Origin of the sequence: Escherichia sp. E2562 (assembly GCF_005781075.1) — a bacterium.
Classification (GTDB): domain Bacteria; phylum Pseudomonadota; class Gammaproteobacteria; order Enterobacterales; family Enterobacteriaceae; genus Escherichia.
Window position 1 is genome coordinate 50,048 of sequence record NZ_VATM01000017.1, and the last position, 12,667, is coordinate 62,714.

Sequence of the window (12,667 nt, forward strand, 5' to 3'; positions counted from 1 at the left end):
ATCTCCTTATAACGCCTGAATTTTTGCCCATACGCTGTCGTCAACGGTAATACCGTTACGGCGGTTTTCTGCCAGCAAAGTAGTAAATTCGTGTCCGGGTAAACGAATAGCCTGGTTTTCGTCAGCGCGTTCGGCGGTGATAACGTAATCCATGATGCGTTGCAGCTTGGCGTCGCGGGTGGCGCCGTCGATCAATTTATCCACTTCAATGGCAATAAAGATTTGTGAAACACCGTATTCGTCGCTGTTATCCTCGGTGACTTCAGCAACCGATGCGCCATCAGAAAGGAGAGTAGCGATCATATCCAGCACAATCGACATGCCCGAACCTTTCCAGTAGCCCATCGGCAAAATGCGGCGATTTTTCTCGATAACGCCAGGTTCTTTGGTCAAATTGCCCTCATCATCAAAGCCACCATCTACCGGGAGCTGACGACCTGCCAGGCGGTTAACTTCTAACATGCCGTAGGAAAACATCGACATCGACATATCGACCATCGTAATGGGTGAGGAAGGAATGGCTACGATCAGCGGGTTAGTGCCGATGCGACACTCTTTTGCGCCCCACGGCGGCATCACGGCGATGGAGTTGGTCCAGCAAATGCCAATATAGCCTTTTTCCGCCGCCTGCCAGCCGTAGCTGCCGCCGCGCATCCAGTGATTGGCGTTACGTAACGCCACCAGGCCAATTCCGTGACTGGCAGCCAGTTCGATGGCGCGATCCATCATCTTTTTCGCCGTCAGGTTGCCGATTGAGCGCTGAGCGTCCCACTGCTCAATCGCACCGAGGCTGGTCACGCGTTTGGGTTGGGCGTCAGGAATGATATCGCCGTTATCCAGTTGTTGAATGAAACGGGGGAAACGATTTACACCGTGGGAATAAACGCCGGACTCGGTGGTGCGGGCGAACATTTCCGCGCAGGCATCGGCAGTTTCGCTGCCAACGCCACGTGAAATTAAGACCTGATTAAAGGCCGCTTTTAACTGCTCAAATGTCACTTTCATCCCTGGCTTCCTTGTTTTTTTGAACGCTTTTTTAGCTTAAAATTCCACTATGCGAAATTTGATTTCAAATATATCGATCGCTTTTTAACAAAGCAATCCGCGCCATGATTTTCAAAAATCATATAAATCAAAATGTTATAAATTATCTGTCGAGATCGTGAACTACGACACACTTTGCGCTACCATCAGGACGCGACAAAATGGGGAAAAAGCGATGGGAAAAAATGAGAACGAGATGGCACAGGAAAAAGAGCGTCCAGCCGGAAGTCAGAGCCTGTTTCGTGGGTTGATGCTGATTGAGATTTTGAGTAACTATCCAAACGGTTGCCCACTGGCGCATCTCTCAGAACTGGCAGGTTTAAACAAAAGTACCGTCCATCGTTTATTGCAGGGATTACAGTCCTGTGGCTATGTGACCACCGCGCCTGCCGCAGGGAGTTACCGCCTGACCACCAAATTTATTGCCGTCGGTCAAAAGGCTTTGTCTTCGCTGAATATCATTCATATCGCAGCCCCGCATCTTGAGACGCTCAACATCGCCACCGGCGAAACCATTAATTTCTCCAGTCGCGAAGATGATCACGCTATTTTGATTTATAAACTGGAACCCACCACGGGTATGCTGCGTACTCGCGCCTATATTGGTCAGCATATGCCGCTCTACTGTTCCGCAATGGGCAAGGTCTACATGGCGTTTGGTCACCCGGACTACGTGAAGTCGTACTGGGAAAGCCATCAGAATGAAATCCAGCCGTTAACCCGCAATACCATTACCGAGTTACCTGCGATGTTCGACGAACTGGCGCACATTCGTGAAAGCGGAGTAGCGATGGACAGAGAAGAAAATGAGCTCGGTGTCTCCTGTATTGCTGTTCCGGTATTTGATATTCATCGACGGGTGCCGTATGCCGTGTCGATTTCGCTTTCGACATCACGGTTGAAACAGGTAGGGGAGAAGAATCTTCTGAAACCACTGCGTGAAACCGCTCAGGCCATCTCTAATGAACTGGGATTTACTGTCAGAGACGACCAGAGTGCAATCACATAACGCTTTAGACAGGTGACAAAACTTTAACATTTCCTTCGTTGGATCAAAGCAGTAGAGGGGCGCTCTCTGGCACTCTGCTGTTTTAGTGCAAAGGAGTGATCATGAACCGGTTTATTATTGCGGATGCGACGAAATGTATCGGTTGCCGTACCTGTGAAGTGGCTTGCGCGGTGTCGCATCAGGAAAATCAGGATTGCTCTGCGTTGTCGCCGGGCGAGTTTATTTCGCGAATTCGAGTCATCAAAGACCATACCTGGACCACTGCAGTAGCCTGTCATCAGTGTGAAGATGCTCCGTGTGCGAATGTCTGCCCTGTGGAGGCGATTCGCCGCGAACATGGGCATATCTTTGTTGAACAATCACGTTGTATTGGCTGTAAAAGCTGTATGCTGGCTTGCCCGTTTGGTGCGATGGAGGTGGTTTCGGCGCGCAAAAAGGCGAGGGCGATTAAGTGCGATCTGTGCTGGCATCGGGCGACGGGACCGGCCTGTGTTGAAGCCTGCCCGACACAGGCGTTGCAATGTATGGATGTCGAGAAAATCCAGCGTCAGCGGCTACAGCAGCAGCCTGTTTGAAACGTTTTTCCGGCGTTATTCAACGCCGGAATTGTGCGCTTTGTTTATGCCGGATGCGGCGTAAACGCCTTATCCGACCTACAAATTCAATTGATTGCAGAAATTATGTAGGTCTGATAAGCGCAGCGCATCAGGCAATTTTTAATGGCTTTCAGCCCAGGCGCGTTCAATCTCTTCCGCCAGAATCTTCACACCCGCCTCAATTTTCTCCGGCTCTGGTACGTAGTTCATGCGCATACATTGATGTGTATGCGGCCACGGTTTATCCAGCCCTGGGAAGAAGTTGTGGCCCGGCACCATCAGCACGCCGCGCGCTTTCAGGCGCTGATAGAGCTGCTCGGTGGTAATCGGCAAATCCTTAAACCATAACCAGAGGAATATTGCCCCTTCGGGTTTATGAATCAGGCAGCGATCTTCCGGTAAATAGCGGCGAATGATAGCGATAGTTTCCTGAACGCGCTGGTAGTAAAACGGTTTAATCACCGTTTCAGACAGGCGCAGCAGATCGTTACGCTTAATCATTTCACACATTATCGCCGGACCAATGCCGCCAGGCGCGAGGCTGATAATGCCGTTCATATTGATGATGGCGGTGATGATTTTTTCATTGGCGATGATAATGCCGCAGCGCGAACCTGGCAGACCCAGCTTGGAAAGGCTCATGCATAGCACGATATTCGGATTCCACAGCGGGCGCGCTTCGCTAAAGATGATGCCCGGGAACGGGACGCCATAGGCGTTATCAATCACCAGCGGGATCCCGTGCTGATTCGCCAGCGCATCCAGCTTCAGCAACTCTTCATCGGTTATCACATTACCTGTTGGGTTCGTCGGTCGCGAGACGCAAATCATCCCCGTCTCTTCGCCAATGCGCAGATGTTCGAAATCGACGTGATATTTAAACTGGCCCTCTGGCAGTAGTTCGATATTCGGACGCGTAGAGACAAACAGATCCTCTTCCAGCCCGGCATCCGCGTAGCCAATGTATTCCGGTGCCAACGGGAACAGCACTTTTTTGATCCGGCCATCGGCACGGCGTCCGGCAAACAGGTTAAATAAGTAGAAAAACGCGCTCTGGCTACCGTTTGTTAGTGCAATATTCTGTGGTTCGATATCCCAACCCAGCTTCTCGCGTAACATACCGGCAAGTAGCGACAGTAGCTCCGTCTTTCCTTGCGGGCCGTCGTAATTGCACAGCGCATCCGTTGCTTTACCGCTTTCCAGCATGTCGGTCAGCAGTGTCTGGAAGTAATCCTGCATTTCCGGGATCTGCGCCGGATTACCGCCACCGAGCATAATCGCGCCGGGGGTGCGTAAACCGTCGTTCAGATCTTCCATCAGCAGCGTAATGCCGGAGTGGCGGGTAAATTTGTCACCAAAAAGGGAGAATGTCATAGCGGGATATCTGTCGAACTCTGTAGCAAGGAAGGTAACAATAACGCTACATTTGCCAGGGTGCAAATCACGCTGTTGACGGTGGGTTGACACTTTATGCTGTGGTTTTCGGTTAGGATGGTATTTTAGTCTGGGTGGCTTCCCGACGTACTGCCGCACGGGAAGCCGGAAAAGTTACTGTTGCCCCGCCCAGACGACCATTACTTTATCGTCGCCGTGTTCACGGACAAATCCGTACCCCTGTTTCAGCGAAAGCGCCGTTTGTTTGCCTGCGCCAATGGCTGGATGCCGTGCGCGGAACTGACTGATGCGCTGCCAGTGCGCGACGCTGGCGGCAGATTTACCACTGATATCCTGCCAGTTCATATCAGAACGTGTGCCTTGTAGGGGATCAGAACCGGTGGGACCGAACGGACGTAAGGATTCATCACCGTAAAAGATTTGCACTGCACCTGGCGCGAGTAACAATAACTCTGCTGCTTTGTCGCCCCCTTCGCGGAACAAGCGGGTATCATGCGAGGAGAGATAGCTCAACACATTGAAATCTTGCAATTTCTCGGCCATTTGCTGCCAGGTGGTATCCATCTGCGCCAGGCAATCGACCGCTTTCGCCGCCTGTTCCTGATAATCAAAATTGATCATCGCGTCGAATCCGTGGCGATAGTAGTCGCTTTGCATTACACCATGGCCCCAGGCCTCGCCGGTCATCCAGAAAGGTTTGTCATCTAATGCTTTCTCGGGGTTAGCTTTTTTCCATTCGCGAAGTGCGGCGCTGGCCTGAGTTTTCAGTTGCTGCCAGGCGGGCAACTCAACATGTTTGGCGGTATCGACCCGAAAACCATCAATACCGTAGTCGCGGACCCATTGGCTTAACCAGTGGGTTAAGTAATCGCGCGGCGTATAGCCGTCAATGGCTTTGGCGTGGGTATCCGGTTTGTTTTTATAGAATACCGGCAGACCAGAAGCGGTAGTTGATTCGGTTTTGATATCCGGCAAAAAGGCTAGCGACATGGTGAGATCGTCGAATCCAGGATTGTCGTAATCGCCGATATCGGTACGGATCCAATTTTTCCCCCACCATTTATCCCAACCTGTTTTGTCGCTGAAATTAATGTAATCGTTAAAGCTATGCCAGGTTTGCCCGGCGGTAGGTTTCCAGTCGCTCCAGCGTTCACCCAGCGTTTTTTTCACTTCGTCACCTGAAAGGTATAACGCGCCAAACTGATACTCCTGCATATCCGCCAGCGTGGCATAGCCGGTGTGGTTCATCACCACATCAAAAATAATGCGGATACCGCGCTGGTGCGCGCTATCAACCAGCGTCCGTAGATCGGCTTCGTTGCCCATATTGGCATCAAGATTCGTCCAGTCCTGTGTGTAATATCCGTGGTAGGCATAATGTGGGAAATCGCCTTTTGTACCGCCGCCGACCCAGCCGTGAATTTGCTCAAATGGGGCGCTTATCCATAAAGCATTGACGCCCAGCTGCTGGAGATAATCCAGTTTGTTGGCCAGGCCGCGTAAATCACCGCCGTGGAAAGTGCCAATTTCCTCCATGCCGTCTTTATGACGTCCGTAGCTCTGGTCATTGCTGGGATCGCCGTTTTCGAAACGGTCTGTTAGTACAAAGTAAATCGTGGCGTTATGCCAGTTGAAAGGGGCGGATGTGGCGGTTTCTGCCCGTTCCAGCAGTAGCAAGCCGTTACTGGTGGCGGCAGGTTGTAACGTTATTTGGCCGTTCTTCACCGTCGCGATTTGCTGGCTGTAATAATCCCGGACTACCGTACCTTCCGGGAAAGTGCCGCTGACATTAAGCGTCAGTGGTTTTCCATCCCATTTGGGGCATTCAAGAGCCAGGTTCGCTACCGGTTCGGTGGTGTTCTGGACCGAAATCATCAACGTTGGTGTGCCGGAGCGGGTATCTATTTGCAGCGTATATTCACCGTTCCTGAACAATCGCCACTGAGGGGGCGTGCTGTCGCAAGGTTTGAGAGAAAGCATCTGATTGAGTTTTATCGCATCCGCAGGCTGCCAGCATTGTTGGTTAAAATTTAGCGTCAGCGGTCGCGTACCTTTGGTCAGCTGGGCATGACTAACAAATGTTCCTGCACTTTGTTCAGCAAAGGTTGGAAATCCCTGAGATGTCCAGTTGGCGGCAATGGCAACACTGGGCAGGAGTATCAGAAAACAGGCGGCAAGTTTCATAATGGATGAGTCCTTGTTGCTGCGAATTTCACCAGTTTGCCAGTGATAATACTGGTAAAACTCCTCCCTGATGAGGATTGCGCCAGGATGAGACGAAAGGGGGAGTATTTCACCTGAGATTTAAGCTTATTTTTTGCGATAAACCCCACATTTTCTGCGATTTAGCGCCAATCTGAACGGTTAACACGTGACATAGTTTCAGATTTGGACTATTCCTTGGGGTGCTCTTGACAGCTATTTTTGATATGATTTGAGATTCAACTCTCAAATTTGTGAAAAATATAAGGTGTTGGAATGATTAAATCCGACCAGGAGAACTGATGATTTTGACTCCCATACGACGATATGGGGCGATGATTCTTATGTTACTCACTCTGATGTTTTCGAGTGAGGTGTTAGCGAAAACGCACACGACAACAGCGAGTCAAAAGTCCCACATAACCAAAGCTAGTAATAAACAGGTAAGCAGTAAACAAGAGTATTCTCGCAATAGTGCAAAGAGCAGTTCACTTCCTGATTTGCGAAAATACCCTTCCGGAACACCAAGGAAAAAAGCGTTTCTCCGGACCGTAATGCCTTACATTACCAGCCAAAATGCTGCCATTACGGCGGAACGTAACTGGCTGATTTCAAAACAGTACCAGGGCCAATGGTCGCCTGCAGAGCGTGCGCGTCTGAAAGACATCGCCAAACGCTATAAGGTGAAGTGGTCTGGTAATACACGAAAAATCCCGTGGAATACGCTGCTTGAACGCGTAGACATTATCCCGACCAGTATGGTGGCGACGATGGCTGCGGCAGAAAGTGGTTGGGGTACGTCGAAGCTGGCGCGTAACAACAACAACCTGTTTGGCATGAAGTGCATGAAAGGGCGTTGTACCAATGCACCGGGTAAAGTGAAGGGCTACTCACAGTTCAGTTCTGTCAAAGAATCGGTGAGCGCCTATGTCACTAACCTGAATACGCACCCGGCTTACGCTTCGTTCCGTAAATCACGTGCACAATTGCGTAAAGCTGATCAGGAAATCACCGCCACAGCGATGATTCATAAGCTGAAAGGTTATTCAACGAAGGGACAGAGTTATAACAACTACCTGTTCGCGATGTACCAGGATAACCAGCGGTTAATCGCTGCGCATATGTAATTGTATTCCCTCGAGCCTTATCCGACTTGTTGGTCGGATAAGGCTTTTGCTCGCATCAGGTGGTTGTGCTGCGTTACCTGATGCGACGCTGGCGCGTCTTATCATGCCTGGCGGCTTTTCTCCTCCTGCTACAGCAGGACCTCGCTGTTTACATCGCGATACTCTTTCGGCGTTGTGTCATATGCTTTTTTAAATACAGAGTAGAAATATTGCAACGATGGATAACCGCACATTTGCGATATCTCGTTTATTGATAAGGTTGTTGAAATTAGCAGGCTGCGCGCTTTCTCCAGCTTCTCGGCATGAATCATTGCGTGTATGGTTTCGCCCACCTCTTCTTTAAAACGCTTCTCAAGATTGGAGCGTGATATGCCGACAGCGTCCAGTACCTGATCCACTTTAATCCCTTTACAGGCGTGATTGCGGATGTAATGCATGGCCTGAATAACAGCCGGGTCGGTCAACGAACGGTAATCCGTAGAACGTCGTTCAATGACGCGTACTGGCGGGACCAAAATCCGCTGCAACGGCATCGCTTCTTTATCTAACAACCGATGCAGAAGTTTTGCCGCCTGATAGCCCATTTGCCGTGCACCCTGGGCAACCGAAGAAAGCGCGACGCGAGAAAGATAGCGGGTCAGCTCTTCGTTATCGATGCCAATTACGCATAATTTTTCCGGTACGGGAATATGCAGATGCTCGCAAACTTGCAGAATATGCCGCGCCCGGGCGTCAGTAACGGCAATAATCCCGGTTTGCGGTGGCAGCGTTTGCAACCAGTCGGCCAACCGGTTTTGCGCGTGCTGCCAGTTTTCTGGCGCAGTTTCCAGTCCCTGATAAACGACACCACGGTACTTTTCTTCGGCGACAAGCTGGCGAAAAGCATATTCGCGTTCGGCTGCCCATCTTTTGCCACTCGACTCCGGCAGACCATAAAAAGCAAAGCGGTTAACGCCTTTTTCTTTTAAATGCAAAAATGCGCTTTCAACCAGCGCATAGTTATCAGTGGCAATGTAATGTACGGGCGGATAGCTTTCTGCCAGGTGATACGAGCCGCCAACCCCGACAATGGGGACGTCGACATCAGCCAACGCTTGCTCGATTTGTTTATCGTCAAAGTCGGCAATAACGCCATCTCCTAACCAGTCCTTGATTTTATCAATGCGGGCGCGGAAATCTTCTTCAATGAAAATATCCCATTCCGATTGTGACGCCTGTAAATATTCCCCCACACCTTCTACAACTTGACGGTCATAGGCTTTATTAGCATTGAACAGTAATGTGATTCGGTGACGTTTAGTAAACATGGTTCTTTTCCTGCTGAATCATGCAAAAACTCAAAACCGGCAACACGTTACCGGTTTTGAGAAAATTTTTATCAAAATCAGGAACGGCGTTTGGTTGCGGAATCCATCCATACTGCCAGCAACAGAATCGCACCTTTGACGATATACTGCCAGAAGGTCGGAACATCCATCATACTCATGCCGTTATCCAGCGAAGCCATGATGAATGCCCCCATCACAGCCCCAGCAACACTCCCTACGCCGCCAGCCAGACTGGTGCCGCCAATCACGCAGGCTGCAATGGCATCCAGTTCGGCGATATTACCGGCAGAAGGCGAGCCTGCGCCAAGCCGTGAACTGAGGATTAACCCCGCGATGGCCACCATCAAACCGTTGATAGCAAACACGACAAGTTTGGTGCGTTCTACGTTAATCCCGGAGAGTCGCGCCGCTTCCAGATTGCCGCCAATAGCGTAAATGCGCCGCCCGAAAGCTGTCCTTGTTGCCATAAACATGCCGCCGAGTAACAGCAACGTCAGCAGCAGGACAGGAGTAGGAACGCCACGGTAATCATTCAGTAGCCAGATTGCGCCTAATACGATGATGGCGGTCAAAGCCTGGCGACCGACCACCGCTGTAGATGCCGGAGACTGTAAACCCAAAGCTTGTCGGCGCATTCTTCCACGCCACTGCCAGCCGACAAAAGCCATTAAGCCAAGCGCGCCAATAATGAAACCGGTGCTGGCGGGTAGATAACTCTGTCCAATTTGTGACATCGCGGCGCTGGTGGGGGAAACCGTCGTACCGTTGGTGATGCCAATGAGGATGCCGCGAAATGCCAACATGCCCGCCAGAGTGACGATAAATGAAGGCACTTTGCGGTACGCGACCCACCAACCATTCCATGCGCCGAGAAGCAGGCCCAGAACCAGCGTCACAATAATGGTGAGCGGCAGAGGCCAGCCTAACCAGACGTCGCAGATAGCGGCGACGCCGCCTAATAGCCCCATCATCGAGCCGACCGAGAGGTCGATTTCGGCAGAAATTATGACGAACACCATCCCTACCGCAAGGATGCCGGTAATCGCGGTCTGGCGCAGCAAGTTGGAGACGTTACGGGCGCTTAAATAGGCGCCGTCAGTAGTCCAGGTAAAGAACAGCATGATGGCGATGATTGCTGCAATCATCACGAAGACTTGTAAATTCAGTGACTTCAGCACAGAGAAGCCACCGGATGTCGGTACGGCTAATTTCACTTCAGACGGATTGCTTTTCGACATGATGTTCGCTCCTCAATGCGGCTTCCATCACCTGCTCCTGAGTCAGGTTATGATTTATCAGGATGGCTTTTAGTTTTCCTTCATGCATCACCAGTACGCGATCGCTAAGACCAAGTACTTCAGGTAATTCAGAAGAGATGACAATAACGGCGATACCCTGCTGGACGAGTTGGTTAATTAATTTGTAGATCTCGTATTTCGCGCCAATATCGATACCCCTGGTAGGTTCATCAAGAATGAGAATGCGCGGGTTGAGTAACAGACAGCGTGCCAGGATCGCTTTTTGTTGATTGCCGTCGCTTAAACGTCCAATAGCAAGTTCCGGAGACGACGTTTTCACTTTGAGTCGCTGGATTGATTCCAGAATACATTTTTGCTCTGCGGCATCATCAAGCTGGCTAATACCCCCGGTAAATTTACTGAGTGCGGCGAGGGTAATATTTTTACCAACTGCCATTACCGGAACGATGCCATCACGCTTTCTATCTTCTGGCACCATTGCAATACCCTGGGAGATGGCGTGCTGGAAATTACGAATATCCACTTGTTTGCCATCAATATAGATTTTCCCTTCCCATTGTCCGGGCCAAACGCCAAAAAGGCATTGAATAGTTTCGGTGCGACCAGCGCCGACCAGTCCAGCAATCCCCAGTATTTCGCCACGTTTCAGGGAAAACGAGACATCGTTAACCCGTTTAATATGACGATTAACCGGATGCCATGCCGTCAGATGTTCTATACGTAATATTTCATCGCCAGTGGTATGTGGTTCGTTTGGGTACAGTGCCGTTAATTCTCGCCCAACCATCATGGTGATAATATCGTCTTCGCTCATTCCGGCTGCATCACGCGTACCTATGTGCTGACCGTCGCGAATAACACAAATTGTGTCGGAAATCGCTTTGACTTCGTTGAGCTTGTGAGAAATATAGATACATGCGATGCCGTGTTGTTGCAGATCGCGAATAATATCCAGTAAAACTGTGGTTTCCAGCTCAGTTAATGAGGCTGTTGGTTCATCGAGAATTAATAAACGCACCTGTTTATTTAGTGCCTTGGCAATTTCAACGAGTTGTTGTTGCCCAAGCCCTAAATCACCCACGCGGGTATCTGGTGAAATGGATAAGCTGACTTGCGCTAACAGTTTCTGACAGCGTAGCGTCATCAGGTCATAATCCATGACCCCATTGCGGGTTATCTCATTGCCAAGAAAGATATTTTCCAGCACGGTCAACTCTTTCACCAATGCTAATTCCTGGTGAATGATGGCAATACCTTTGCGTTCGGTATCGCGGATGTGACTTGCCTGTATTACTTCACCAGCAAAAGTAATTTCGCCTTCGTAACTGCCAAAGGGATAAATTCCGCATAGCACTTTCATTAATGTTGATTTACCAGAACCGTTCTCACCGCAAAGTGAGACGATCTCACCAGCATTTAGCCGTAAACTGACGTTATCTATCGCCTTTACGCTGCCGAAAGTTTTGGTAATGCTCTTCATTTCAAGTAGATAAGACATAACGACTCCACCTAAGCCAATCAGTTCATGCGGCATGGAGAGAAATCACGTCCCCGTTGTCGACAGGGACGTAACGCTTAAAGCTCGCTCTCCTTGTGGAAACCGTCTTTAATCACCGTGTCTTTGATGTTGTTTTTATTCACATCAATAGGTGTCAGCAGGCGGGATGGAACATCTTTCAGCCCATTATTCAGCGTGGTATCTGCTTTAGGTTGTTGAGCGTTACCCAGTTCAACGGCAATTTCCGCGGCAGTATTTGCCAGAAGAGTAATCGGTTTATACACCGTCATGGTTTGCGTACCCGCAGCAATACGTTTAATGCCGGCGAGATCCGCATCCTGACCGGAAATGGCGACTTTCCCTGACAAACCTTGCGCGCTTAATGCCTGAATAGCCCCGCCAGCAGTAGCATCGTTAGAAGCAACAACAGCGTCAATTTTGTTATTGTTGGCGGTCAACGCGTTTTCCATAATTTTCAGCGCGTTTTCTGGTAACCAGCCATCAACCCATTGGTCGCCTACGACTTTAATTTTCCCGGAGTCGACGTAAGGTTTTAATACTTTCATTTGCCCGGCGCGGAAAAGCTTAGCGTTGTTATCCACCGGAGAGCCGCCCATCAGGAAATAATTTCCTTGCGGGACGATATCGACCAGCGCTTTTGCTTGTAGTTCGCCCACTTTTTCGTTATCGAAAGAAATATAAAAGTCGATATCAGCATCATTAATCATGCGGTCGTAAGCTAATACTTTAATGCCTTCTTGTTTTGCTTCTTTTACAACGTTACTTAATACCTGTCCGTTATACGGAATAATGACAAGAACATCGACTCCCCGGTTAATCATGTTTTCAATCTGCGACATTTGAGTTTCTTCGTTGCCATTTGCAGACTGCACAAATACTTTTGCGCCGAGAGATTCAGCTTTTTTCACGAAAATATCCCGGTCTTTCTGCCAGCGCTCAAGACGGAGATCATCAATAGCCATACCAATTTTGACTTCTTTAGCATGTGCCGCAACGTTGGTTAGCAGAAGTGAGGTGCACAGGGTGAGTAAAATGTTCTTTATTTTCATGGTTCAGAGGCCTTCTTTTGTTAGAGGGTAGCTTTAAAAAGTAACAATCACCGCGTTAAACGTGACCAATTTTTAGCAACTAAATGGGGGAAAACAATTACAGATTTTTATCTTTCGATTACGATTTTTCGTTTATTTC

10 protein-coding genes are annotated in these 12,667 nt (G+C 49.5%); 3 read left to right on the top strand and 7 right to left on the bottom strand.

Annotation, left to right across the window (positions count from 1 at the left end):
• Positions 1-6: 6 nt before the first annotated feature.
• Positions 7-1,005, bottom strand: a complete 999-nt coding sequence (gene yiaK, locus FEK43_RS18915) for a 3-dehydro-L-gulonate 2-dehydrogenase (protein WP_135408270.1) — start codon at positions 1,003-1,005, stop codon at positions 7-9.
• 214 nt (positions 1,006-1,219) lie between these two features.
• Here yiaK and yiaJ point away from each other — a divergent pair, with 214 nt between their 5' ends.
• Positions 1,220-2,053 carry an IclR family transcriptional regulator YiaJ gene (gene yiaJ / locus FEK43_RS18920; protein WP_130260105.1) on the top strand — a complete coding sequence of 278 codons (834 nt, stop codon included), beginning with the start codon at positions 1,220-1,222 and terminating at the stop codon, positions 2,051-2,053.
• Between the two features lie 101 nt (positions 2,054-2,154).
• Entirely contained in the window at positions 2,155-2,628 is a 474-nt protein-coding gene (locus FEK43_RS18925; protein WP_130210026.1) for a 4Fe-4S binding protein, read from the top strand.
• Positions 2,629-2,769: 141 nt separating this feature from the next.
• Here FEK43_RS18925 and avtA read toward each other — a convergent pair whose 3' ends face one another.
• Together avtA and malS are read right to left on the bottom strand one after the other, a co-directional pair.
• A complete protein-coding gene (avtA, locus tag FEK43_RS18930) occupies positions 2,770-4,023 on the bottom strand; it encodes a valine--pyruvate transaminase (RefSeq protein WP_135408268.1) in 1,254 nt (417 codons plus the stop codon).
• Positions 4,024-4,197: 174 nt separating this feature from the next.
• A complete protein-coding gene (gene malS / locus FEK43_RS18935) occupies positions 4,198-6,228 on the bottom strand; it encodes an alpha-amylase (RefSeq protein ID WP_135408266.1) in 2,031 nt (676 codons plus the stop codon).
• A 320-nt stretch (positions 6,229-6,548) separates the two neighbouring features.
• Between malS and FEK43_RS18940 the strand changes: the two genes are divergently transcribed.
• Positions 6,549-7,373 (top strand): protein bax, encoded by an 825-nt coding sequence (locus FEK43_RS18940; RefSeq protein ID WP_130210032.1) that lies wholly within the window; start codon positions 6,549-6,551, stop codon positions 7,371-7,373.
• 128 nt (positions 7,374-7,501) lie between these two features.
• Here the strand turns inward: FEK43_RS18940 and xylR are convergent, their stop codons facing one another.
• The 4 genes from xylR to xylF form a co-directional block, all read right to left on the bottom strand.
• Entirely contained in the window at positions 7,502-8,680 is a 1,179-nt protein-coding gene (xylR, locus tag FEK43_RS18945) for a D-xylose utilization transcriptional activator XylR (protein WP_130210034.1), read from the bottom strand.
• Between the two features lie 77 nt (positions 8,681-8,757).
• Positions 8,758-9,939 carry a xylose ABC transporter permease XylH gene (gene xylH, locus FEK43_RS18950; protein ID WP_130210036.1) on the bottom strand — a complete coding sequence of 394 codons (1,182 nt, stop codon included), beginning with the start codon at positions 9,937-9,939 and terminating at the stop codon, positions 8,758-8,760.
• Positions 9,917-11,458 carry a D-xylose ABC transporter ATP-binding protein gene (gene xylG / locus FEK43_RS18955; protein WP_135408264.1) on the bottom strand — a complete coding sequence of 514 codons (1,542 nt, stop codon included), beginning with the start codon at positions 11,456-11,458 and terminating at the stop codon, positions 9,917-9,919. The genes xylH and xylG overlap by 23 nt, the downstream gene beginning before the upstream one ends.
• Positions 11,459-11,535: 77 nt before the next feature.
• Positions 11,536-12,528 carry a D-xylose ABC transporter substrate-binding protein gene (xylF, locus tag FEK43_RS18960; protein ID WP_131161472.1) on the bottom strand — a complete coding sequence of 331 codons (993 nt, stop codon included), beginning with the start codon at positions 12,526-12,528 and terminating at the stop codon, positions 11,536-11,538.
• Positions 12,529-12,667: the final 139 nt, after the last annotated feature.